At 56.8% G+C, this 24,875-nt stretch carries 21 protein-coding genes; 8 read left to right on the top strand and 13 right to left on the bottom strand.

All coding sequences use genetic code 11. The annotated features are described in order from the left end of the window. The first annotated feature begins 25 nt into the window (after positions 1 to 25). The 6 genes from SCU88_RS24770 to SCU88_RS24745 all read left to right on the top strand — a co-directional run bounded on the left by SCU88_RS24770 (position 26) and on the right by SCU88_RS24745 (position 6,916). Positions 26 to 2,533: a fimbria/pilus outer membrane usher protein gene (locus SCU88_RS24770; protein ID WP_175340191.1), complete on the top strand. Its 2,508-nt coding sequence runs from the start codon at positions 26 to 28 to the stop codon at positions 2,531 to 2,533. Next, positions 2,520 to 3,173, top strand: a complete 654-nt coding sequence (locus SCU88_RS24765) for a helix-turn-helix transcriptional regulator (protein WP_138094995.1) — start codon at positions 2,520 to 2,522, stop codon at positions 3,171 to 3,173. Before SCU88_RS24770 ends, SCU88_RS24765 begins: the two co-directional genes overlap by 14 nt. Then, the gene (locus SCU88_RS24760; RefSeq protein WP_175340190.1) at positions 3,166 to 4,362 is read left to right on the top strand and encodes a fimbrial protein; all 1,197 of its coding nucleotides are present in this window, start codon (positions 3,166 to 3,168) and stop codon (positions 4,360 to 4,362) included. Before SCU88_RS24765 ends, SCU88_RS24760 begins: the two co-directional genes overlap by 8 nt. A gap of 68 nt (positions 4,363 to 4,430) precedes the next feature. After that, entirely contained in the window at positions 4,431 to 5,627 is a 1,197-nt protein-coding gene (locus SCU88_RS24755) for an HD domain-containing phosphohydrolase (protein WP_175340189.1), read from the top strand. A 62-nt stretch (positions 5,628 to 5,689) separates the two neighbouring features. Further along, positions 5,690 to 6,436, top strand: coding sequence for a winged helix-turn-helix domain-containing protein (locus SCU88_RS24750; protein WP_175340188.1), 747 nt, complete (start codon positions 5,690 to 5,692; stop codon positions 6,434 to 6,436). Then, the gene (locus tag SCU88_RS24745; protein ID WP_175340187.1) at positions 6,437 to 6,916 is read left to right on the top strand and encodes a FidL-like protein; all 480 of its coding nucleotides are present in this window, start codon (positions 6,437 to 6,439) and stop codon (positions 6,914 to 6,916) included. On the opposite strand, the gene SCU88_RS24740 is transcribed toward SCU88_RS24745, so the two are convergent. Further along, entirely contained in the window at positions 6,911 to 7,621 is a 711-nt protein-coding gene (locus tag SCU88_RS24740; protein ID WP_138094990.1) for a Crp/Fnr family transcriptional regulator, read from the bottom strand. The two genes, SCU88_RS24745 and SCU88_RS24740, sit on opposite strands and share 6 nt — an antisense overlap. Positions 7,622 to 7,716: 95 nt before the next feature. After that, entirely contained in the window at positions 7,717 to 8,169 is a 453-nt protein-coding gene (locus SCU88_RS24735; RefSeq protein WP_138094989.1) for an acyltransferase, read from the bottom strand. Positions 8,170 to 8,331: 162 nt separating this feature from the next. On the opposite strand from SCU88_RS24735, the gene fsa reads away from it, so the two are divergent. After that, positions 8,332 to 8,994, top strand: a complete 663-nt coding sequence (gene fsa / locus SCU88_RS24730) for a fructose-6-phosphate aldolase (protein WP_175340186.1) — start codon at positions 8,332 to 8,334, stop codon at positions 8,992 to 8,994. Between the two features lie 32 nt (positions 8,995 to 9,026). Here the strand turns inward: fsa and SCU88_RS24725 are convergent, their stop codons facing one another. The 4 genes from SCU88_RS24725 to SCU88_RS24710 all read right to left on the bottom strand — a co-directional run bounded on the left by SCU88_RS24725 (position 9,027) and on the right by SCU88_RS24710 (position 14,012). Then, complete coding sequence (locus tag SCU88_RS24725; protein WP_175340185.1) at positions 9,027 to 10,058, bottom strand: Gfo/Idh/MocA family oxidoreductase; 1,032 nt, start codon at positions 10,056 to 10,058, stop codon at positions 9,027 to 9,029. A 122-nt stretch (positions 10,059 to 10,180) separates the two neighbouring features. Beyond that, the gene (locus SCU88_RS24720) at positions 10,181 to 11,491 is read right to left on the bottom strand and encodes a c-type cytochrome (RefSeq protein WP_138094986.1); all 1,311 of its coding nucleotides are present in this window, start codon (positions 11,489 to 11,491) and stop codon (positions 10,181 to 10,183) included. A 1-nt stretch (position 11,492) separates the two neighbouring features. Continuing rightward, positions 11,493 to 13,265 (bottom strand): GMC oxidoreductase, encoded by a 1,773-nt coding sequence (locus SCU88_RS24715; RefSeq protein ID WP_175340184.1) that lies wholly within the window; start codon positions 13,263 to 13,265, stop codon positions 11,493 to 11,495. A gap of 27 nt (positions 13,266 to 13,292) precedes the next feature. Next, entirely contained in the window at positions 13,293 to 14,012 is a 720-nt protein-coding gene (locus SCU88_RS24710; RefSeq protein ID WP_138094984.1) for a gluconate 2-dehydrogenase subunit 3 family protein, read from the bottom strand. A 667-nt stretch (positions 14,013 to 14,679) separates the two neighbouring features. Between SCU88_RS24710 and SCU88_RS24705 the strand changes: the two genes are divergently transcribed. Continuing rightward, entirely contained in the window at positions 14,680 to 15,699 is a 1,020-nt protein-coding gene (locus tag SCU88_RS24705; RefSeq protein WP_175340229.1) for a substrate-binding domain-containing protein, read from the top strand. Positions 15,700 to 15,727: 28 nt separating this feature from the next. Here the strand turns inward: SCU88_RS24705 and SCU88_RS24700 are convergent, their stop codons facing one another. From SCU88_RS24700 to SCU88_RS24670, 7 genes are all read right to left on the bottom strand, one after another. Then, complete coding sequence (locus SCU88_RS24700; RefSeq protein ID WP_175340183.1) at positions 15,728 to 16,891, bottom strand: sugar diacid recognition domain-containing protein; 1,164 nt, start codon at positions 16,889 to 16,891, stop codon at positions 15,728 to 15,730. Then, complete coding sequence (locus SCU88_RS24695) at positions 16,888 to 18,066, bottom strand: glycerate kinase (protein ID WP_175340182.1); 1,179 nt, start codon at positions 18,064 to 18,066, stop codon at positions 16,888 to 16,890. Before SCU88_RS24695 ends, SCU88_RS24700 begins: the two co-directional genes overlap by 4 nt. A gap of 83 nt (positions 18,067 to 18,149) precedes the next feature. Beyond that, a complete protein-coding gene (locus SCU88_RS24690; RefSeq protein ID WP_196240478.1) occupies positions 18,150 to 19,475 on the bottom strand; it encodes an MFS transporter in 1,326 nt (441 codons plus the stop codon). A gap of 127 nt (positions 19,476 to 19,602) precedes the next feature. Continuing rightward, complete coding sequence (locus tag SCU88_RS24685) at positions 19,603 to 20,793, bottom strand: acetyl-CoA C-acyltransferase (RefSeq protein WP_175340181.1); 1,191 nt, start codon at positions 20,791 to 20,793, stop codon at positions 19,603 to 19,605. Between the two features lie 10 nt (positions 20,794 to 20,803). After that, positions 20,804 to 21,538: a 3-oxoacyl-ACP reductase FabG gene (fabG, locus tag SCU88_RS24680; RefSeq protein WP_138094980.1), complete on the bottom strand. Its 735-nt coding sequence runs from the start codon at positions 21,536 to 21,538 to the stop codon at positions 20,804 to 20,806. Beyond that, positions 21,535 to 23,133: a CoA-transferase gene (locus SCU88_RS24675; RefSeq protein ID WP_175340180.1), complete on the bottom strand. Its 1,599-nt coding sequence runs from the start codon at positions 23,131 to 23,133 to the stop codon at positions 21,535 to 21,537. Before SCU88_RS24675 ends, fabG begins: the two co-directional genes overlap by 4 nt. Continuing rightward, positions 23,123 to 24,682 carry an AMP-binding protein gene (locus tag SCU88_RS24670; RefSeq protein ID WP_175340179.1) on the bottom strand — a complete coding sequence of 520 codons (1,560 nt, stop codon included), beginning with the start codon at positions 24,680 to 24,682 and terminating at the stop codon, positions 23,123 to 23,125. Before SCU88_RS24670 ends, SCU88_RS24675 begins: the two co-directional genes overlap by 11 nt. Between the last annotated feature and the right edge of the window lie 193 nt (positions 24,683 to 24,875).

Here is a 24,875-nt window from a genome sequence, read left to right as displayed (position 1 = left end):
GTATTTTTCATCGGGTTCTTTTCCAATGAAATGTAAGGCTCTTATCCGTAATGGATTATTAGTGAACTCCATTGGCGCCGCGCTTTATTCCTGCTGTGTATTTGGTGAGAGTTTTAACAGCAGCCTGCTGGTGGGCAGCGCTGGCAGCATGGACTGGAATAACCAGGCCATGGTGATGACACCCGGTGAATATGAATTTGATGTTTATGTGAATGATGAATGGAAAGGGAAATTTCCATTCAAAGTAACGAATGGCAAAGAAGGCACGCTGCAGATTCAGGCCAGCCAGATAAGCATGCTGGATATTCGCGATATCAGCAGCACAGCAACCGGCGGTGCGGAGTACATCGATATCGATACCCTGCTGCACGGCGGTAAAAGTTCGCTAAAGCCGGGAGAAATGCGGGTCAACCTGGAAGTGCCTCAGGCATGGGTCAATAAGTCCGATCGTAACTGGGTAGCACCAGAAAAATGGGACCAGGGCATTAACGGCCTGTATACCAACTACAACCTGAACTACTACAGCTTTCACGCGAAACAGGCGGACTACAGCAACACCGATAATATCTACCTGTCGCTGAACAGCGGGTTAAATCTGTTTGGCTGGCACCTGATCGATAACTCGACTTATATGCGTTACAGCAACACCGGCAAAGGCTACTGGCGTAACTCCACCCGCTATCTGGAACGCCCGTTCGCCAGCCTGGGGGCAGTGCTGCGCATTGGTGATGCCTATACCTCATCGGAATATTTCGACAGCATTCGCTTTCGCGGCGTAACGCTGAACAAGAGTCGCCAGATGTTGCCGGATCGCGAACAGGTCTATATGCCGGTGATAAGTGGCGTAGCCAACACGGCATCAATCGTGAACGTGTATCAGGACGGACACGTGATTTACCAAATCACAGTACCGCCCGGGCCGTTCGCAATCCGTGATTTGATGCCGACCGGTTCGCGTAGCGACCTGACTGTGGAAGTTAAAAACAGCGGCGGTGGCGGTAACGTTGAAACCTTCGTGGTGCCATTCTCTTCTATCCCCGACATGCTGCGGCCAGGCACCAGCGACTGGCGCTTTAACGCGGGCGAAGTGAACGTGCTGAATTCCGGGGATGACACCCGATTTATGCAGTTCAGCTACACCCGAGGCATGAATAACTACTGGACTCTCTATTCCGGTCTGACAGCGAGCAGCGATTACCAGTCCTGGCTGGCTGGTAGCGCGGTTTCCATCCCCTGGGTGGGATCGGTTTCTGGCTCGATGGAGCAGGCCCGCTATCAGTTGCCGGGGGATGAAAAGCGCAGCGGCGAGAAATACACCATCTCCTGGAGTAAGTATCTGCCCAGCCGTACCAATATCACGCTGGCGTCGTACTACTACCGTACCCAGGATTACGCTTCGTTCAGCGACTACATCGCCACGAAGGACAACATTGAGTACTACGGCTATAACGGCATCACCCGCTATAGCAAACAGGCATTCAGCGCCACCGTGAGCCAGCCGCTGGGGGAAAACTACGGGCGTCTGTCGCTAACGGCCTACTGGCGCGACTACTGGAATAACCGTAAGAGCACCAAACAGTACAACCTGAGCTACAGCAATAAGTTTAATTCGGTGAATTACACCCTGTCGCTGCGCCGCTCTGAATACAACCAGAGCTACTATGACTATGACTATGACAGTTACAAAGGTAACCAGAGCAGCTATCTGCGCAGCCAGCGTAAGTCGGAAAACAGCGTCTATTTGTCACTGACCATTCCGATGAGCATTTTCGACAGCCCGGGCAGTATTTCGACCCGCACCAGTTTCCAGCAGGGGAAATATGCCTCTACGGATCTGAGCGTGAATGGCACGAAGCAGGACGTGGATTACAGCCTGGTACTGACCAACGATAACGACGCGAAAACCCGTTCAGCCGATCTGTACGGCTCGTGGGATACCTCCTGGAGCCGGTTGAGCGCTGGTTTAACCGAAGCCAGCGACTACCGTCAGATGAGTATGGGTGCCAGCGGCAGTCTGCTGGCCTGGTCCGGCGGGGTACTGGCCTCTGGTTCAACCGGCAGAAGCTTTGTGATTGTCGATGCGCCAGGAATGAAGAATGCCACCATCAACGGCGATTCTTCGGTACGCACCAACGCCAGTGGTAAGGCGCTGGTTACCAACGCGGTCGCCTACCGGCAGAACAACTTCAGTATCGATGCCGATGAAAAACAGGATAGCGATGTCGATCTGCTGGGCAACATCATGCATATGGCCCCCTACGAAGGCAGCATCACATACCTGAAATATCAGACGGATACCCGTCGGCTGTTTACCCTGGAGGCCCGGCGTGAAAATGGCGAGCCGCTGCCGTTCGGCACCGCAGTGCTCGATGGCAACGGGGAGAATCTGGGCTATGTCTCTCAGGGCAGCCAGTTGTATGTGAAGGCGGAACAGATGCCGCAAAGATTGAAAATTAACGTCGGTACTCGTCATAAGCGGGAAACCTGCGTGATCGAAGCACCAAAAGAGGGAGTGATAAATGTTTGCCGTTGAGCGTACGCACTCCGTTGAATGCGCCGATAGCTATATTCGGCTGGCGCTCAACAATATGCTGGATGAGCTGGCAGTCGAAAACGTGAATGTGGCGCATCTGAGAATTCTGGTGATTGCTGAAAAAGATCCTGTTGAAGGACTGGCTCGTTTTTGTCGCGTTAATCCCGATCGGTATGATCTGATCCTGTGCTCGCAATTTTACTATGCGCTTATCCAGCACTTTTTTACTAAGTGGCGGTTAAGGTTTGTTTGCCTGGATTCTGAATATGCGCTGATTAAAAAGAATATTCGTCGCATTGTTACCCATGAGTTTGAGCCCAAAGTGATCCCCTGGCCTGGATTACGATTTACCCCAGGGGAACTTGAACTAATTTACTATCATATGAAGCAGTTATGCGCCAAACAGATAGCGCGCATTGAAAATTGCAGTATTAAGGCGGTTTCTAACCGTAAGCGTCAGGTCATGGCTAAGATGCATTGCCATACCAATGCCCAGTTTTGGCTGACCCTTAAGTTTTTACTGCATTTTGACCACGCCAGCCTGCGCAGCCTGAATTCCCGAACTGATGAAAACATCAGCCATTACGCCGTGCCTGGTCGCTCTGTTTCTTCAGCTATTACCGGAAATCGTTATGCTTAAGCGTTTTTTTACCGTAATTGCCGTGGCGGCAACCCTTTTCACCACGGGCGCAATGGCGCAGCTACCGGCGGCGGATATAGATGCCTATGGCCTGACGGGGGATACCTGCGGTATTACCAGCGGCCTGTTTTCAAAAACCCGCGTGGCTGAGTCTGACAAAACGCTTAACCTTTCTACGGCGTTTTTGAGTGGTACTAAAGCGACATTTTCCTATACCACGGCCTGGAGTGGGAGAATGAGCTGTACCTATGGCAACGTGGGTATCGGCGGCTTGCTTCAGGACCACCTCTATTATTTTACCGCGCTGGGTGGCAACCCTGTTTATCTGAACTTCACCAGCGCCGATGGTGAATCAGACTACTGGGTTAAAGTGACCGCGGAAATTACCGGCGATACTAAGGTGACGGTAAACGGGATTATCGGTACTCATTCCATTAGCTATCAAACCAGCTATACCATTACCGCAGAGCTGCTCTCTACGGCGCCTTCCGGCGTTGAAAATTATACCAAAACCACGACCTCCGGCGTGGCTTCAATAATTCCGGCAGTAATGAGCGGAGCAGGAGCCAGTGATTCAACTTTTGGCGGTATTTGGGGTAATAAATATACCTACGCAGAGGAAGTGTTTGACAATATGATGAACGATCTGGACCGTTCTTCCTGGTCAACCAGTCGCTATATCGCCTTTGAGCGCCTGTATATTCAGTTCGACCCGAATCAGACCACCTGCAATCTGAAAAAAGATATGACAGTGCAACTACCGCCGACTTCCGTCAGCATATTACAGCGCGACGGTAAGGCACCCGGCACCAATTTTGTTGTACCGATTACCTGCGTCAACATGTTGGGGGGCAGCAAATCCACCCGTAACATTCGCGCCTGGATTTCCAGCAACGATATTCTTAATGATGCCAGTACCGGCACCATTCTGGTCAATGATGAAACCGATGCCGGCGGTGTTGGGATATCATTACGGCCCTATAATCTTGGTATTGCAGAGGATGACCTGGTCATTTCCAGCGGGATGACCGATCTGGGCGCAACCGAAATATTCACAATAGACGAAGGTGAAGCGGTTGATGGTGACTTTGCGTTATATATGAATGCTTATTATAAGGTCTATAACGCATCGGCTTTAACCTCAGGCAAAGTCGTGGCAACCGCGCAAATTATGTTCGGTTACGATTGATGGCAGTCACAAGTTGCCCTGAAAAACAGTTTTCTTATTTTGTATTGTAATAATGGTCTGAATTAATAATGATAATATCTTTACAGGATGCAATTAATCTTCTCAATATCATTATTGAGCCGATTTTCCCGGATCTGGCATCCCATATGCAGCGTACAACCTATATTTCGTTGAGTCTGGCCAGAGCTCTGGAACTGCCGGAAGAGCGGGTCCGGAATGTCTATCTGGCTGCCAGTATCCACGATATTGGCCTGCTGGCGAAAAAGCAGCGTGAAATTACCGCCGACAACCTGAGCAATGAAAACCTGATGTTCCATCATGAAGAGATTGGCGAAGCTATGGTGGCGGGAATCAGCTTTCCTCCGGAAGTGCAATCGATGATTCGTCACCACCATATTCACTGGAACAGCCAATATCCGGATGAGTATCCGCTGGATAATCATATTATCCATATGGCAGATGAGTTTGATCTCTATTTAAGAAAATGCCCGAAAGATTTCATCGTCAATGCTGATGAAATTATTAATGTTTTTCTAATGGCTCATTCCGATTATCCGCCAGAATTAATCGTAACGCTGCGTAAACTTAGCCAACGGGATGCTTTCTGGTTTCGCCTGGAATCCCAGCGGTTGCACAGCGTACTAAAGCGTATTACCCCGGTGGCGAATATGCTGATGGGCAGCCAGGATTTTCTGGAGTTCTGCCTGCTGATTTCCCGAATCGTGGATAAATACAGCAGCTTTACGATGACGCACAGCACCAGCGTGTCGAATGTTTCCTGCAAAATTGCCAACCTTATGGGCTTTTCGCTTCACGATCAGACTGAAATCGCCATTGCGGGCTATCTTCACGATATAGGTAAGGTGCATATTCCGCTGGCGGTGCTGGAAAAAGAGGGGCGCCTGACGGACAACGAATATGCGCTGATTCGTAAGCACAGCTATAAAACGCTGGAAATATTAGCCCTGATTAAGCCCCTTAAACGAATTACGCCCTGGGCGGTGAATCATCACGAACGACTTGATGGTGGCGGCTATCCCTTTGGTCTGACGGCCCGGGATCTCGATCTGCCCAGCCGTATTATGGCCGTTGCCGATGTCTTTACCGCGCTAACGGAAAATCGGCCCTATCGTCAGGGAATGGCGGCGCAGAAAGCATTAACTATCCTGGAAGAGGAAGTTGCCGGAAATAAGCTGGACGGTGATGTGGTGGATATTGTTAAGCGGCATCTTGATGACGTTTATCAGTGCGTCCTACGGGTATAATCGTTTACGATTTTTCTCTTTGATTGTTCGATCAGAGAGATAATGAGCAATACAGGGATTTTATGAAGTATATTATCGCCAACAGGGTTGTTTATGATTCCGATGCAGCATTGCTGATCTGTAATGATGTGCAATATCATGAGTCAAAAAAATTGACTAATACGGCGAATCGTATCCTGGCGTTGCTGATTGAGTCCCGCGGTGAAGTCATTGAACGTCAATATTTACTGGAGAATGTCTGGGAGTCGTATGGTCATGTGGGATCTAACGGCTCTTTAAATCAGTACATTAGTATATTACGAAAATCTCTGGCCTCATTAACCGACCTTGATGATATCATTATTGCGGTGCCAAAGGTGGGGTTTCTGTTTTCGCCTGATATTGATGTCCTGCCCTGGAAGGAAACCGTTGAGGTATCAAAAAAACGCCGTGTGCCGTTATGGTTTTTGGATGCATTACTCTGTGCTCTGATCGTCATGGTGCTTTTCTTAAATATTGATGCATTATTTAAAAATAACCTCTGGCAGCCTTATACTAAAACAGTAAAGCTCTATCAAATAGAGAAATGCCAGATTAAATCCTATATTGGGATTCCTGCTCGCGCAATGAATAAGATGACTGAGGCAATTAATAGAATATCGCCTTATCTTAAAGAACGTTGTACTCATCACCCCGCGCTGGTGATTGTGCAGGCGCAGCGTAATGTCCTGTACGGAGGAGGGGGGCGGCTGTTTTTGTCATTCTGTCCACTCAGTAATGGCAATGTTTCATGGTGTGAAAGCTCGTACTATTATAACTGGGCGCTATAAATGAAAAGAACGATCGCATTACTGCTTATTCTTATGGCTCTGGCGGCGAGCTTCGCCTGGCTAAGCCTGAATCATGGTCGGGGTTATTATCAAAGTAGTTGTGAGGTCAACCTTAACTACAGCGACAGTACGGAAGGCGACCAGTACCATTTTTATGGTAATCTGGTGTTTGATTTTGAAACTAACCGTACCGGACAGCTCTATCTTTCAGGCAGCGCGCGAAGTGCTGACCAGGATTATATTTTTTCCCGCTACGTTAACTTTAGCTATCTGAATGAAAACAATAATCGCTACCGTATGGCGATTAACAAAGTAAATAAGATTGGCCATGATTCGGCGCCGGACGAGGTAGCACAAAAAATCTACCGGGTTATTGGCCTTGTCGGCGGTGTTTATGTTTATATGGAACGTCATCGTGATGGCTATATTCTTTTAGGGAATATGGTATCACCGGTGATGACCTGCGTAATATTGTCATAGCGGGAAGTGATTGAAATTGCAGCGCTGCCATAGCAGCTCTTTATTTATAATAATAATCTCTTTCTTCTCGGTGGCGATAATTCCCTGAAGGCAGAGTTCATTTATTATTCGGTTCTGGGTTGAGGGGGAAATAGCCAGCAGGGTAGCCATCTCCTTTAAGGTGACCGGCAGGCTAAAGTGCTGATGCGGAAAGGTGTTTTCCTCAAGTTTTTGAGACAGCAAGGAAATAAAGGCGCAAATGCGACCGGCGGCTTCGCCACGAGTTAATACAGAAATCAGGCGCTGATTTTCATATACTGCACGGGAGAGTAACGCCAGGGTATAGTTAAGAAAGTCGGTGGTTATCAGGCTCAAATCATAAAGCCGACGGGTTTCCAGCATACAGATTTCGGTATCGGTAGCCGCAATGGCATCGTAATGGTAGCGGCCATTGTGCAGTGCATCACCGTTAATCAACTGGCCGGAAATAAACAGATTCTGAATATTACCCGCGGCATCATACAACTTTATTGCGCCGCGTCGCAGTGCCAGCAAATGAGTGACCTCATCGCCGCAAGAAAACAGGCTTTCTCCTTTCTTGTAACATCTTTTGCGTTCCAGGCTTTGCACCAGTTGGGGTACAGGGTTGTCGAACAGATAGTCTTTGCATATTTTTCCAAAACAGCAGCTATCGCAATCGCCACATTCGGCCAGTGTATTCTTCATATTTTCATCGGTTGATCTGTTTCCGGCTATTATACGTTTTTCCCCTTCCCGACAGCCACTCCCCGGTGTCCAGGATTAGTCCATGCTGGTGGATATTAAAGCACCCGAATCAGCCGGGCTGGGTTCCCCGCATAGATCCCTTTACGGGTAATGGGTTTCACCACCACACTACCGGCCCCGATGACTGCTCCAGGGCAAATGGTATCGGTCAGAATAGTCGCTCCGCTGCCTACGGTGACATGATCGCCCAGGATAATGGTTATCCAGCGTGCAGGGTCTGGCTCCGGGGCACCGTCCTTAAACAGATCGTTGGCAAAGGTTACCCCATGACCAATAAAGCAGTTTTCGCCCAGAGTGACGCCTTCGCAGAGAAAAGAGTGGGATTGCACCCGACTTCCTTTACCGATGCGGCAGTGACGCTGGATCTCCACAAAAGGACCGATAAAGACATCATCCTGAAGCTCACACTCATAGAGATTTACCGGCGCCACCACCGTAACATTATTACCAGCGCTGACGTCGCGAATGCCGCTATGCACTATTCTCATGGAATTCCTCATGTTTCTCTGATGCCGCTGTTCTGATTATGACCTGGCATGGCAGGTTCCACGTGGTTTCAGTTCCCATTTTGTAAAAACGGCACGATTCCCCCGGGTTCTCTATACTGAGCAACGGTTGACCGTTATCACATTTTTAACCTGGAGTGGACAATGGAGCTTTATCTCGATACCGCCGATGCCGCAGCCGTAGCGCGCCTGGCGCGCTGCTTTCCCGTTGCGGGGGTGACCACCAATCCTTCTATTGCGGCCGCTGCGGGTCGGCCACTGGCCGAGACGCTCATAGCGCTGCGCGAAGCCCTGGGTTGCGAAGGGCGGCTGTTTGCCCAGGTGCTGGCCCCGGATGCGGAAGGCATGGTCTCTCAGGCCAGACAGTTACGAACGCTGGTCCCCGATCTGGTGGTGAAGATTCCCGCAATACCGGAAGGACTGGCGGCGATCCGCCTGCTGAAACAGGAAAAAATCCCGACTCTGGGAACGGCGGTCTATGGTGCGGGGCAGGGGCTGTTTGCCGCACTGGCGGGGGCGGAGTATATCTCTCCTTACGTTAATCGTATGGATGCACAGGGCGGAGACGGCGTACAGACAACGCGCGATCTCCAGCAGTTGCTGACCCAACATGCTCCCCATGCCCGCGTGCTGGCCGCCAGCTTTAAAACTGCCCGCCAGGCGCTGTCGTGCCTGCTGGCAGGCTGTGAGGCGATTACGCTGCCGGTAGAGATCGCACAGCAGTTTATTCAGGCGCCAGCGGTTGAAGCCGCCGTTGAACGCTTCGAACAGGACTGGCAGGGGGCTTTTGGCAATCGCTTCCTGTAACCGGCCACCGCTGGCGGCCGGAATATCGCGAATTAACGCTCTTCGTTAAAGACGATACCCAACTGGCGGCGGACCTCATCCATCGCGCTAAGGGTAGACAAAGAGGCGGAAAGCGGGCGAATGGGGGAGTCTGTCAGCCCCTGTTCCAGACACCATGCGAAGTGTTCCGCTTCGTGAAACAGTTGCTGGTAGCGGTTGGTGGGTTCCTGCCACGTCAGCGTCCGGTCTCCCTGGCTGGCGCGCAGCGTAAAGTTGCCAGGTGCATAAAACTGTCCGTCCAGCGTCAGGGTGGCGTCGCGTCCGGCAATAACCGCGCCGCCTGGCGTGTTGCTAAACAGCGTGGTGTTTAACACCGACTGCATCCCGCTGTTATGCACCATCAATATCGACGCCTGTCCGTTTACTCCGCCCGGCACCTGCTGGCCGCGAGCGATAATCTCCTGCGGCTCGCCGCCCACCATCAGGCTAAAAGCCACCAGATAGCTACCGAGATCCAGCATAGGCCCTCCGGCCAGGCTGGCGTTGAAAATTCGGTGATCGGCGGTAAAAAATTCGCCGTGATCGGCAATCAGGGTGTGAACATCGCCCAGTACGCCATCTTCCAGCAACTGGCGCAGCACGTCATATTTCGGCAGGAAGTCGCACCACATGGCTTCCATACACAGCAGGCCCCGGGCGCGGGCTTCCGCCTGTAACGTCGCCCCTTCCCGGGCGTTTAACGCCAGCGGCTTTTCGATCAGCACGTGTTTCCCGGCCTGCAGGCAGCGCATGGCGTCCGGAAAGTGGCGGTTGTGGGGCGTGGCGATGTAAATGGCATCGAGTCCGTTATGAGCCAGCATCGCGTCCGTATCGTCAAACGCGTGCGGAATCTGCCACTGCTGCGCAAAGGCCCCGGCTTTCTCCTGACTGCGGGCCGTCACGGCGGTTAATTGCTGGCGGCTGTTCTCGCGCAGCGACTGAACAAAGCGTTCGGCAATCCAGCCCGGGCCGATAATGCCCCAGCGCAGTTCGGGAATGGTCTGTGGAGCCGGGTGCCGCGGTGTGGGTAAAGAGGAGGGAAACATAGCTGCTCCTGATTATTCTGTTGTGGGTTCCGAGAGCTGACTATAGATAAGCGTTCACGCTTTTGGGGACGGGCCTGATGATGGAAAACCCTCAGCCCGGCGGGTGCCGGGCCGAAGGATGATTAGCGTTCCGGCATCTGCTCCGGCAGCTTGAGTTTAGCCCGCTGTTTCGCGACCTCTTCCGCGCTGACCGGCGTTGCCGCATTGCCCCAGGCGTTGCGGATGTAAGTAGCAACGGCGGCCACCTGCTGGTCGGAAAGCTTCCAGGCGAAGCTGGGCATGGCGCCACTGGTGGGGTTGCCCTGAGTTACGGCGCCGCGTCCACCCTGCAAAATGGTGGTGATGATGGAAGAGGCATCATCCGCCCGTAGTCCCGGATTATTGGCCAGACCCGCCGCCAGGTTGGCAATGCCCTTACCGTCGCTGTTATGGCAGGCGGTACAGTTCACCGAATAGATATTTTCCCCGCTCTTCATCTGCGGATGACTGGCGGCCAGCGGCTGCGGCGGCTGGGTGTCATCACCCGGCAGCGACTTCAGATAACGGGCGATGGCCTGCAAATCCTCATCGCTCAGGTGCTGAGTCGAATTGGTCACCGCTTCCGCCATCGGCCCGGAAGCCACGGCGACGTGGTTACTGCCGAGCTTCAGATACTGCACGATCTGCGCTTCGCTCCACTGGCCGATACCGGTATGGGGATTGCTGGTGATGTCCGGCGCGTGCCAGTCGCCCAGATTACTGCCCTGCAGGTAAGCGCGGGTATCACCGCCCAGCAGGTTCTTGGCGGTATGGCAGGCGGCGCAGTGCTCCAGCCCCTGAACCAGATAAGCCCCACGGTTCCAGGCATCGGACTGACTGGGGTCCGGCGTAAAGCCGGAATTATCGAAAAACAGCAGGTTCCAACCCATCATCGCCAGCCGGATGTTATAGGGGAACGGCAGTTGGGTTTCAGGAACCTTGCTGTGCACTGGCTTTACCGACCGCATATACATCCAGAGGTCGTGCATGTCCTTGTCGCTGACCTTCACATAGGCGTTATAAGGCATCGCCGGGTAGAGGTTTTCCCCCTCTTTCCCTTTGCCGTGGCGTACAGCCCGGTAAAAGTCGCGCTCGGTCCAGTTACCAATGCCGGTTTCGACATCCGGCGTGATGTTGCTGGCGAAGATATCGCCAAACGGGGTGCTGATGGCGTAACCGCCGGAGAAGGGCTGCTTACTGCCCGGCGCCGTATGGCAGGCCACGCAGTCGCCGGCAATGGCGACATACTTGCCGCGAGCCACCGCGGCGGCGTCCTGCGGGGCAGGCGGCTGCTTCATTGGAATCTGATTATCGGCCACGTCATCCGCCGATGCGTCGCCGTTGCGCCACAGCAGAGCCGCCGCGACCACAGCGGCGATAACGGCAAGACCGCCAACGATTTTTCTCTTTTTCATATCACACCTTTACCAGCGGTCCGGGGTTTTTCAGGTACTGTTCGATAATGGCCTTTGCCGTCCACAGACTCAGGGCGCCGATGGTGCCAGTGGGGTTATAGCCTGCGTTATTGGGGAACGAGGAAGCACCCAGTACAAACAGGTTGTGCATATCCCAGCTCTGCTGATAGCGGTTAAGCACGCTGGTTTTAGGGTCGGTTCCCATCACCGCGCCGCCGATGGTGTGATCGCTTGCCAGGTTGTAGGGCGAATAGTGGCCGGAGGCGGAGTTGGTGCCCACCACCGTTTTCGCGCCCATGGCCTTACCGATGGCGACGCTCTTCTCTTCAATAAACTTTGCGGAGCGGCGATCGTTTTCGTTGTAGTCGAAGGTCACGCGCAGCAGCGGCAAACCGTAATCGTCGGTGTATTCCGGATCGAGGTCGAGATAGTAATCCTCGTGGGAGTAGCTGGTTCCCTGGCCGAAGATAAAGGTGGCGTTCTGGAAGGCGTGGGTATAGGCCTTCTTCCAGTCTTTACCCCAGCGTGGCGTACCGGGCGGCAGCAGATCGGCATTGCCGATGGGGCGGGCACCGCGCGCCACCACCAGGATACCGGCGCCGCCGATAAAGCCAAGATTGCTATGGTCGAAGTTGTCACCGTTAAAATCATCGATCTGCTGGGAAAGGGCGCCAGCGCCGATGTACTGATTGAGATTTTCGTCTTCGAAGAACAGGTTAGCGCCAGAGACGGTCTGGAAGCTGTAGGCGCGGCCTACCACGCCAGTTTTGGTGACCGGATCGTAAGGCTGGCCGATTTTCGACAGCAGCAGCAGGCGCACGTTCTGCATCTGGAAGGCGCTTAACACCACGATATCCGCGGGCTGTTCCCACTCCTGGTTATTGCGGTCGATCCAGGTCACGCCGGTAACGGTCTTGCCGTCGTCAGCCTTGTTGACGCGCACGACAGTGGATTCGGTCAGTACGGTGAAATTTTCACGCTGCATCAGCGCCGGGATCACGCAGGCGTTGGGGCTGGACTTAGAGAAGTTACCGCAGCCGTAATAGAGGCAGTAGCCGCAATAGGTGCAGGGACCCATACGCACGCCCAGCGGATTGACATAGGCGCGGGACGCCTGGCCCGCCGGGACCATAAACGGGTGGTAGCCCATGGCTTTAGTGGCGTCGCGGAAGATATCGGTCAGGCGCATCCCTTCCAGCGGCGGCAGCGGATATTCGCTGCTGCGGTTACCTTCAAACGGGTTGCCGTCGGGGATTGTTTCACCGTTCAGGCGCCCGGCTTTACCGGAAACGCCAGAGATTTTCTCGAAGCGATCGTAGAACGGCTCCAGTTCGTCGTAAGTGACGCCCCAGTCCTGGAGGATCAGGCCGTCGGCAATCTGTTTTTCGCCGTAGCGCTGCACGGTTTGGGTGTAGGGCTCAAGGTCGAATGGCGTAAAGCGCCAGGCCATACCCGCCCAGTGGGTGCCGGAACCGCCCACGTTATAGCCCATCTCGTTCAGGTTCCAGTCGCGGGTTGGCAGCGCTTTCTGACTACTGTTATTACGGAAGGTCGAGGTTTCTACTGCCGGGGGCAGCAGCATGCCGCGGCGCGTGTCCCAGCGTAGTTCGTCGGTATCGACGGAAGGGGGGAAGTCGGTGGCGGTCTCAAACCAGGGGCCGCGCTCAATGGCGACCACGTTCAGACCAGCACGGGTCAGCTCTTCGGCAATCAGCGAACCGCACCAGCCAAGGCCGACGACCACGACATCCGCTTTTGGGCGTACATTTTTCATTTTTTTACCGCTTTCGTAGACTGTGGTTTACAGGCCGTTATCGATCAGGCTGGTGGGGATAATGTTCAGCTTCTGCCCCTTCTTACTGAGCAGATCGCGGAAGTCATAGCGGGCGCCCGGGAAGCCGATCATGTTCCAACTGGCCATCCCTTTGTTACCGCCGTAGATAGGGTCGGCAAGGAAACCTTCGCGCACGTTTTGCAGCAGAAGTTCGAACAGCACTTTTGTGTCGACCTCCGGACCAAGGTCGAGATTATTGGCTTCCATGGCGTGCAGCAGTTGTTCCTGCTGCTCTGTCGACAGCGCGACAAAATCTTTGCCGAAACGCTTATGGGTGGCGGTATCCAGTGCTTTCAGTCCCTGGCGATAGCGTTCGGCGGGGGTCAGCGCCGACTGCGGCCCCTGTTCCGGGGTGCCTTTAATAAAGCGTCCGCGGCGATACAGCGTAGCGGCCCGGCCATAGTCACCGGCCAACTGGCGGTCGATAAAGGTGGCGCAACCAGCCTCTTTACCGCTAATGCTAAGCTCATCGGCAGGAATAAAGCATTCGGCGATGGCGCCGACGGTTTCGAATTCATGCTGGGTAAAAAATTGCAGGCCGCCTTTACGCGGCGGTGCCGGGGGCGTCTGTATTTTTCCGGGTTCCCAGGGCTGGCCGCCGCTTACCTCCGCCGCTTTACCGGCTGCAGGCAACGTGGAAGCCACGCCGAGGACGGCGAGAGACGATAAAAACTCTCTACGTTTCATCTGGTTTGTCCTGTGCTCATCATTATTTCTGGTGCGGCTTACCACGGTTGCCACCGTAAATGACAGGCGCTTCTGGAGGGTATCAGGTAGTCCATCAGAAATACGCGTAATAATCCATCAGTACACTTTCCGGATAACAGATAAGGAAATCAGAGAGCCAACGACATTAATTAAATAAGATATTCGCGGTATGAAATTCTTCCCTGATTAAACAACGCGGTAGCCATTTTAATCCGTATTGGATGTTAACGAGGTTGTTACTTTTTGGGTACATCTGGCTTGATGGTTTTCCATCAAGTCAGTGATGGCGGATAAAATTTGAACGTATTATGGCGCCGGGTACGCTATGATAACCTGAATATCCGGCGCTGGTGTGGTGGCGTGGATGAAAAACAATCTCATGAATAATAAGGTTTTTAACATTTCACTGAACGATATTTCTCAGGACAGGAGCGTCATAAAAGGTTACAAATTGCCGGGTGGAAATAATGGGTTTTGTCGCAACTAATAAGTCAGGAAGAATCAAAAGGATTGCACCAGAGGGGAATCATCCTTTTGTGCGATATAAAAACAGAAGTGGCTGAAAAATAAAAACAGGTGATTGCGTAAATCCTTTGGATTATTACATGATGGAGCGTTTTATTTTCACGGGATTCCCATTATGGCAATGAAAAAATTGACGCTGGAGATCCTGGCAAAAATGGCGGGCGTTGGCGTGGCGACGGTCGATCGGGTACTGAATGAGCGCGGCGGCGTTTCTCCGGAAACCGCCCGTAAAGTGCTTGAGGCGGCGCGCAAAGCCAATCTGCGCCGGGTTCTGCCGGAAGCCTACCAGCGTCCCTGGCAGATAGAGCTGCTGCTGAGCGGTAATGACGCCTTCTTCTTCAAGAAGCTGGCCAGGGATTTTAGCGAAGTGGCGGATGCCGTGGGCTATCAGCGCGTTTGCCTGCACCGGACGCTGATTCCGGAATCCCAGCCGGAACGGCTGGCCCGCCACCTGATCGACTGCATAGAATCCCGCGACGGCATTATCGTTTTCGCCCATGATTACGGTCCGGTACGCGACGCGCTGGCGCTGTGTCAGGCTCGCGGCGTACCGGTCGTTACCATCGCCACCGATCTGCCTGATGCCGGGCGGCTGTGCCATGTGGGTATCGATCAATATCAGGCGGGCCGCACCGCCGGGCTGCTGATGAGCCGCGCCACGCCTCAGGCGGGGGAGGCCATTGTCGTCAGCGGCCGCTTCGACTATCGCGCTCACCGCCAGCGGGTAGCGGGCTTTCGGGATGCGCTGCAGCAGCGGGCACCGCAGTTGCGGTTGCGCGAGGTGCTGGCCGGACAGGATCAGCGCCAGACCATTCGTAAGTTGCTGGATCAAAGCCTGGGCCGGGCGGGCCATATCGTCGGCTTATACAATACCGGCCTTGGCAATACCGAAATCAGCGACGTCCTGATGCAGCACCAGTTGAGCGGGCGCTGCACCTACATCACGCATGAACTCTATTCCGTTACCCGCCGCCTGTTACAACAGGATATCCTGAGCTTTACCCTCGATCAGAATGCGGCGCAGCATGCCCAGCTGGCGGTAGGGATCCTGCTGCGTCACCTTGATACCGGCTGGCAGCCGGATGTTTACGAGGCCGGGAAAGTCGCCTTTAATCTGATAACCGCAGAGAACCTGGCATAGCAATGGCCTGCCCTGAAGGCAAGGCCACTCAGCTCAGGGTGTCTATCCAGGGGCTCTGACGTGGGTGAGTCCGGCGATAGCAGTGCACCGAAACCGAAAGCTGCACCAGATCGGTAAATACCGTGGGGTCGAGCTGGGTCAGCTTTTTTATCTGCTGGAGTCGGTAGGTCAGGGTATTGCGGTGGATACCCAGTTGCTGCGAGCTTTTTCCGACCTCGCCATTGTTGGTGATAAAGCAGTCGAGGGTGTCGAGCAGCATTTCCCCGGAGTCGTGGGCCAGCAACAGGTGCACGTTATTTTTGAAAAAGTTGACCATGTAGCTGTTTTCCAGCACCTGGAACAGACAGAGCATGGCCATTTCCCGGAAGTAGTACACCTGACGCCGGGGCTCGACCTGGCTGCCGACCTCGATAACCGAACGGGCGAAGCGCACGGCTTCGCGAATCGCGTGGGTGTCGTCGGCGTTGACCCCGACGCCGATGTGATAGTGGCTAATCTGGCTGCTGAGAATAAAGCCAATCCGTTCCAGTAGCGTCTCCTGCGGCGCTTTAACCGACGCCAGAATCAGAATTTCGTGGCTACTGAGCAGGATAACCTCATGGACGGCGGTAAGGCGGGAAAACTCCCGCAGCAGGGTGCCTAAAATATCGCTCAGACGATGCTGGGCGACCTCCAGCGCAATCACGATGGGCACCAGCGGCAGGCGCAGGGCAAAACCCATTTCGCCCAGGCGGCGCAGCGCCTCCTGGCCTTCGCGAGCCTCGCCGTGCTCCAGATACTGGCAAAATAGCGTATTGCGCAGGTGCTGGCGCCAGTTCATATCGCGCATCTCCAGCGCCTGGCGCACCAGCAGTTCGGCGGTGAGGATAGCCAGCTCGGCATAGCGTGAAATGGCCGTGGGATCGCCGCTAACCCCAATCACCATCACCACCTGCTCATCCACGAGGATCGGATGATTAATTCCCGGATTCACGTTCTTAAAGGGTGCGGCCTCGGCGGCATTATGAATGCAGATCCGCTTACTGGTGCGGATCACCTCGCGGGCCACTTCATGCTGTTCGCCAATGCGCTGGCGATCGCCGGAGGCGATAATGCGTCCGTGGTGATCGATAACATTCACGTTATGGTGAATGATGGCCATCGCCCGGCTGACTATCTCATTGGCCAGGGATTTTGTGATTACTCTGTTCATGCCTGATCCCGGGTCGCAGAGGGCGGGGAGCGCCGCCCGGCCAAAAAGGTGCGCAGCGCGTTTTCCGCCGTATCGGCCAGCAGGCGTTCGGCATCGGCCATCGCCTGCTCCAGACTCAGGGGACGCGGGCAGATGGACCACATGGCATCGATGTGGTGCTGATAGAGCTGGCGGCTGCTCTCGTCGCGCCCGCCGCACAGCGCAATCACCGGCGCCCCGTGGCGGGCAGCGGCGCGGGCGACCCCGATCGGGGCCTTGCCCCAGACGCTCTGGCTGTCCAGCCGTCCTTCGCCGGTAAAGACCAGATCGGCTTCGTGCAGCTGGGTATCGGCATTCAGCAGCGACAGCACCAGCTCAATCCCCGGTCGCAGCCGGGCGTCGGTATACCAGAGCAGGGCGGCGCCCATCCCTCCAGCGGCCCCGGCGCCGGGAACGCGGCTGACGTCGCGACCGGTGGCCAGGATGAGCCGCCGTGCGTAGTGGCTCATCCCCGCTTCCAGCCGGTTCAGCGTGGTGGCATCGGCCCCTTTTTGCGCCCCGTAGACCCGGGTTGCGCCCTGCTCGCCGAGCAGGGGATTAGTGACATCGCACGACGCCTGGACGCCGATCCGGGCCAGCCGCGGATCGAGCGCGCTAAGATCGATCCTGTCGACGCAGGCCAGATCGACCGCGGTTGCCGGGCATTTCAGCGGCGTGCCGTCGGCATGCCAGAAGCGGGCGCCCAACGCCTGGGCGAACCCCAGGCCGCCGTCGTTGGTCGCACTTCCGCCCAGCCCAATCACAATATCGCGACAGCCGACGTCGAGCGCAGCGCTCAGCAGTTCTCCCAGTCCGTAGCTGGTGGCGTGGCGCACGTCGCGCCGGGCTGCGGGGGTTAATTCCAACCCGCAGCACTGCGCCATTTCAATCAGGGCGCTACCGTCCGGGAGCTGCATAAACCCCGCTTCGGTCGGCTGACCATAGGGCCCGGTGATACGCCGTGCATGCCACTGCGCCCGGGCCAGCAGCGGGCTGTCCTGTAGTGCCGCGAGCATGCCTTCGCCGCCGTCGGAAATCGGCATTTCGATAAGGGTCAGTGAATCACTGACCCGGCGTAAGCCCTCCGCTACGGCCGAGCAGGCGGCCCGGGCGCTGCAGCTGCCTTTAAAGGAGTCCAGTGCGATAACGATTTTCATCTTATTATTCCTTTTCGCTGTAGGGTGGCCTCATTATTCCGACCGGACCAGCGCCCGGCCGGTAATACCTGTCGCTCCCGCAGTCAGGATTTACTGCTAAGAGAAGGTTCGGGAAGCGGGCGCGAGTGCGACGGGCGAATAAACGCGCTGGCGATGGCGCCGACTATCAGCAGCGCGACAGCGAACCACAGGCCGGAGGTGGCGCTGCCGGTGCGGTCCTCGAATGCCCCCAGAATAAAGGGGCCGAGGAAGCCGCCGCACAGCCCCAGGCAGTTCAGCAGACCAAAGCTGCCCGCAAGCATACTTCCGCTCATCAGGTTCGGCAGGGTGCTGAAGATAACCGACTGCACCGTGAAGAACATAAAGGCCGCCAGACAGAAACCCACCAGCGCCAGGCTGTGCCCGGCGGTGGCGCCCAGCGTCATGCCTGCGGCCATCACCAGATAACCCAGCATTAACAGCCGCCGGGAACGCGCTTCGCTGCGGGCGAAACGAGGGAGCAGCACGCCGCCGATGGCCGCCGCAATCCACGGAATGGCGGTCAGCAGGCCAATCTGCAATGACGAAAGCTCGCCCCAGGCGCCGATAATGCCCGGCAGAAAGTAGCTCAGGCCGTAGACCGAAAACTGGTGAGTAAAGTAGATAAGCACCAGCAGCAGAAACAGACGGGTGGTAAACGCCTTTTTCAGCGAAAATCCACCATCCGACTGTGGTGCTTCACGGGCTTCGCAGGCCAGCTTCTGCCCGATGAAGTCACTCTCCTGGCGGGTCAGCCAGGGGGCAGCGGCGGGTGTATCCGGCAGTTTGCGCCACACCACGAAGGCCAGTACTACGGCGGGCAGCCCTTCAATAAAGAACATCCACTGCCATCCGGACCAGCCCGCCAGGCCGTGCATTTCCAGCAGTATTCCACCCAGAGGTGCGCCGATGATATTAGCGAAGCAGACCCCCAGCAGGAACAGCCCGGTGGCTTTGGCGCGATCTTCCCGGCCAAACCACAGCGTCAGATAGTAGATAATGCCGGGATAAAGCCCTGCTTCGGCGGCGCCCAGCAGCAGGCGCATGGCATAGAACGACCAGGGGCCGGTGACAAAGGCCATGGCGCAGGAGATAACCCCCCAGGTCAACATAATGCGGGCTATCCAGAGTCGGGCGCCGACTTTAGCGAGCAGCAGGTTACTGGGGACCTCCAGCACCGCATAGGTCAGGAAAAATAGCCCGGCGCCAAGCCCGAAGGCGGTGGCGGACAGCCCCAAATCCACCGACATTGAGGCTTTCGCCATACCGATATTGGTCCGGTCAATAAAGCTGATGATGTAGGCGATAATCAGCAGCGGCATCAGGTGGCGATAGATCTTGCTGTTGATGCGCTGAGCTTCTGGTTTTATCTTTTCATGAGATGGTGACATGGTTACTATTCTCCCGTTGTCACGGTCAAATGCCTTCGTCGATCCCCGGGTGGTAACGGGTTGTCGGAGGACCTGAACCGAACGACGTCAGGCCCGATGCCCCACATCGGGCCTTTTCGCCTCTGAGTTACTCGCCTTCGTGCTCGAATAACATGGACATGCCCTGACCGCCGCCGGCACAGAGCGTGACCAGCCCGCTGCGGGCGCCGCTGCGCTCCATTTCATACATCAGCCTGACGGGCAGAATGGCGCCGCTGGCGCCCACCGGGTGCCCCAGCGCAATCGCGCCGCCGTTAACGTTGACCCGCTCAGGGTCGAGCCGCAGCTCCTGAATCACCGCCAGCGCCTGGGCGGCGAACGCTTCGTTAAGTTCAATCAGATCCACCGACTGAATGTCTCGGTCCAGCCGCGCCATCAGGCGGCGGGTGGCCGGTACCGGGCCGATGCCCATAATGGCGGCGTCGCAGCCCGCCACCGCCCAGCCGCTAATCGACATCCTGGGGCGCAGGCCGCGGCGTTCAGCTTCGGCGCGGGTCATCATCACCAGCGCGGCGGCGCCGTCGTTAATACCGGATGAATTGGCCGCCGTGACGCTGCCGCCGCTGCGAAACACCGGGCGTAGCGTGGCGAGCTTGTCGCGCGGGGTGTCGCGTGGGTGCTCATCGGTATCGAACCGGCGGGTGCCTTTTTTCCCTTCCGGCACGTCCATCGCCAGGATCTGTTCCCGGAATCGTCCTTCGGCGATGGCGCGCAGCGCCTTCTGCTGGCTGTGACTGGCGAAATCGTCCATGGCCTCGCGGCTGATGCCAAAGCGTTCGGCGACATTCTCGGCGGTGGTGCCGTTGTGCCACGGACCCTCCGGCCAGGTCAGAATGGTGGTTAAGCCATCCTCCAGTTCGCCGTGTCCCATCCGGTAGCCTTCGCGGGCCCGGCGCAGGTAGTAGGGGAGCTGGGTCATGTTTTCAGTGCCGCAGGCCACCACGACGCTGGCCTGGCCGGTTTGCAGCGACATCATGCCGTCGGCCAGCGCCTGAAGGCCCGAGGCGCACTGGCGGTTGACCGACCAGGCGGTGGTCTCTTCCGGCAGCCCGGCGCGCAGTTGGCAGACGCGGGCGATAAAGCCGCTTTCGGCTATCTGGCCGACGTTGCCCACCACCACTTCATCGACCGCTTCCGGGGGAAGACCCGCCCGTGCGACCGCCTCGCGGATAACGGCGGCCGCCAGGTCGTGCTGGTGGGTATGGCTGAAGCTGCCGCCAAAGGTGCCAATGGCGGTACGCACGCCGCTGACGATGACAATATCGTTGGGTTGTTTCATGTGGTTCTCCTTACAGCACCATGCCGCCGCCAACGTTAATCACTTCGCCGTTGATGTAGCGGGCGCCGTCCGAAGCCAGAAACGCCACGCATTCGCCGACGTCGGCCGCATCCCCGGCATAACCGGCGGGAATTTTGCTAATCATCAGATCCCAGACCTTTTCCGGCACCCCGCGGGTCATCTCGGTATCGATAAAGCCCGGGCAGATGGCGTTGACGGTGACGCCCTTTTTCGCCAGTTCACGGCAGGCGGTTTTGGTCAGCCCGACCACGCCCGCTTTAGAAGCGGCGTAGTTCGACTGCCCCACATTGCCGAGCCAGCTGGCGGAAGCGATGTTGATAATGCGGCCGCCCCCGGCCTCGCGCATCAGGCGGGCGGCCTGCTGCATACACAGAAAGGTGCCTTTCAGGTTGATATCGATGACCATGTCCCAGTCGGCCTCGCTTAGCTTATGCAGCATGGCGTCGCGGTTGATGCCGGCGTTATTGACCAGGATATTGATGCCGCCGGCCCATTCCTGCGCCCTGGCGAATAGCGCCTCTACCTGAGCGGGGTCGGCAATATTGCAGGCGATAAACAGCGCTTCGTGACCGGCGCTGCGCAGGGTATCGGCGGCACGTTCTCCCTGGTCGCCGATATCGGCGATAACGACCCGGGCGCCTTCCCGGGCCAGTACCTGGGCGATGCCCAGGCCAATGCCGCGGCCTGCGCCGGTGACAATGGCGGTTTTATTGGCGAGTTTCATAGCGTATTTCCCTGTTGAGTGGCGGCCGACAGCTGTCCGGCCAGGTTAAAGGGGGCGTCCTGGAACAGCGCGCTATCCATGACGGCCAGGTTTTCTGCTATCTGCGGGCGAAATGCCATCTGGTCCAGAATGTCGCGTTGCAGGTCGACTCCCGGGGCGATCTCGATAAGCACCGGCCCTTCGGGGCGCAGCTCGAAAACGGCGCGCTCGGTGACGTAGTGCATGGTCTGGCCGTTGGCCCTGGCCTGTTCGCCGTTGTATGAGATCTGATTGACAAGGCTTACCAGCTTGCAGACGTCGCCCTCGCGCAGGATCTGCAACTCACCGTTCTGGCAGGCGATTTCCAGTCCCCGGGCGGTGAAAGAGGAACAGAACACCACGTGGCGGGCATTCTGGGTGATATCGATAAAGCCCCCGGCGCCGGGGCAGACGCTGCCCAGTCGGGTGGCGTTGACGTGGCCGTTGGGATCCATTTCACCGGCGCCCATAAAGGTGATATCCACCCCGGCGCCGTTGTAATAGAGCATCTGATCGCGGTGATTAATCATGGCGCTCAGGTTGCGGCCAATGCCGAAGTCGATGCCGCCCTGCTGCAGGCCGCCGTAGATACCGGACTCCACGGTAATGGTCACCTGGTCCGCGACTTTCTCTTCATGGATGATGGCGCCGATCACGTCGTTGGGAATGCCGGTGCCCAGGTTGATCACGCAGCCCGGGGTCAGGAAACGACAGGCGATACGGCCAATCAGCTTGCGCAAATCGAGCGCCAGGGGGGTGGTGCCGTCTTCCGGGATGCGGGTATCGCCGCACAGCGCCGGATCGAAGGCGCAGCTTGAGGTCTGGCGGTGATCGCGGTCCGGCTGCTCGCACACCACGATGGCGTCGATAAGCGTTCCCGGCACCGTCACCTGCCTGGGGTGCAGGGTGTGGCGGGCCACGCGGTATTTCACCTGGGCCAGCACCCTGGCGCCATAGCGTTTCGCCGCCAGGACCGCGGGCAGCAGTTCCAGCTTCATCGCCTCTTCGTCGGTGGTGAGATTGCCGTCTTCATCGGCATGGGTGCCGCGAATAATCACCACGTTGAGCGGTATTGCCGGGTAAAACAGCCAGGGCTCGCCGCGAAAGCTCACTTTTTCCACTAACTGACCGCACTCCCGGGTGCGGGCGTTCATCCGCCCGCCCTCGACGTCGGGATCGACAAAAGTGCCCAGTCCCACCCGCGACAGACGCCCGTCCAGACCGGCGGCCATATCGCTGTAGAGGTGCACCATCTGCCCCTGGGGCAGACACCACGCCTCGACCTCATCGCGGTCGATCATCGCCATCCAGCGCGGCGCCAGCCCCCAGTGCGAGCCAATCAGCCGGGTGACCATCCCCGGGTGGGCAAAGTGCTGATTGCCGCGCTGGCGATCGCTCTGACCGGCGGCGTGCACCAGGGTCAGGTCGCGCGGTTCGCCGCCGGACAGAAAGCGCGCTTCGATGGCGCTGAGTATCGACCCGGCGGCGCCGATAAGCGTCATACCGACCGTACAGACGGTATCGCCGTTTTGAATCATGGCCGCCGCCTGGTCGGCGCGGATAAATTTAGTGGTCACAGTCGTCTCTCCCGTTAATCCATGGAATATGCCCGGCCAGCTGTTCACGGAGCTGGCGTTTGCTGATTTTTCCGTTGTGGGTGCGCGGCAGCGTGTGGGTGAAAATGATGTGGGCCGGTATCTTGAAGCGCGCCACCTGCCCTTTGAGCCAGGCGACTATCTCGTCGCGGGTCAGGCGGTGGTGGCTGTCGGGGACGATAAAGGCCACCGGCTCCTCGCCGTAGACCGGGCTGGGGGCCGGGATAATGGCCACCTCTTCAACGCCGGGGTAGGTGGAAAGCAGGTTTTCCAGATCGATGGAGTAGATCTTCTCGCCGCCGCGATTGATCATGTCTTTGCTGCGATCTTTAACAAACAGGTAGCCATCAGAGTCCAGATAGCCCAGATCGCCGGTGGCGAACCAGCCGTTTTCATCGCAGGCGGGGCGCCAGGCCGAGGGCTGCCAGTAGTGGCGAATAACTACCTCGCCGCGCAGCCAGATTTGGCCAATTTCTCCGTCCGGCAGTGGCCGTTTGTGGTCATCGAGAATCGCCACCTCCAGTCCGGGGATCGGCCGACCGGCGCTGCCGGGCCGGGCGCCATCGGCGGCATCTTCACACAGCAGCGTGGCGGGCGAGGTGGTCTCGGTCAGCCCGTAGATGGGGTGGATAGCGGTATGGGGAAAGCACTCTTTAAGCTCGCGAATCAGCCCCTGGTTCAGATGCCCGGCGCCGCAGGCAATGGCGCGCAGGGCAGGGAAATTTTCCGGCACCGGCTGCTCAGTGGCCCGCACGGCCTGGCACAGCAGAATAAACACGGTCGGCGAGCCGTGCAGAAACGAGATATTGCGCTCGCGTACGGTATTGACCACTTCCCGCGCATTAAAACGCTGCTGCAGCCAGATGGCGCCGCCCAGATAGATAAACAGCGCCAGCAGGGCGGAAAGACCGGTGATGTGATAAATCGGCACCGCCAGCACGGTGCTGTCGCGATGGCTCAGCTTCAGCCCTTTGGCATAAGCCTGAACCGCATGCAGCAGGTTGCCGTGGCTGATCACCGCCCCTTTCGGGCTGCCGGTGGTGCCGGAGGTAAACATGATGACCGCCGTATCTTCCGGGCCAACCCCGGGGAGCGGCCCGCTCAGGGGGGCGGGCAGGGTCAGCGCCTGCCATTCGGCCAGCGAGACGCAGCGCGCTCCCGGAGTGCGGGAAAGCCACTCCTGGTGGCCGTGATGCCACAGCACCGCATCAGGCGCGATATGGTCAATCAGGCTTTTGCCTTCGGCTTCCGGCAGCTTGGTGCTGAACGGCACGACTTCGATGCCGAGCCCCAGCGCGGCGAAAAACAGCTCGCAGAACGCCGGGTGATTGCCCCAGGCCAGGACAATACGATCCCCCTGGTTAAGTCCCCAGCCGTGGCTGAGCTGAGCCATGGCGCTCTGCACCCGATGGTGGAACTCCCGATAGCTGTAGCGTTGCTGTTCAAACGCCAGCGCCAGGGAATCGGGATAGCGTTGCGCGCTGTGGCACAGCATCTGGTACATATTGGAAGCGTTAGTGCCGCTCGTCATCTCTCTCTCCTGGCAATGCCAAATACATTGCCAGCAGTCTAGAGAGCGGGGAGGGAGGATATTGGGTGGCTGTTCACAACAAAAAACACACAATAAATCATCATTGTTGTAACTTTGCACAACGCCAGGAGAGCCGGATCATAGTTTTTCCGCTACATATCTGATTACAGAAAACCGCCGTTGGATGTGGGTA

This window comes from Jejuibacter sp. L23 (genome assembly GCF_050815825.1).
In the GTDB taxonomy this organism is placed as follows: Bacteria; Pseudomonadota; Gammaproteobacteria; order Enterobacterales; family Enterobacteriaceae; genus Jejubacter; species Jejubacter calystegiae.
This window is presented reverse-complemented; position numbering and strand designations above follow the sequence as displayed.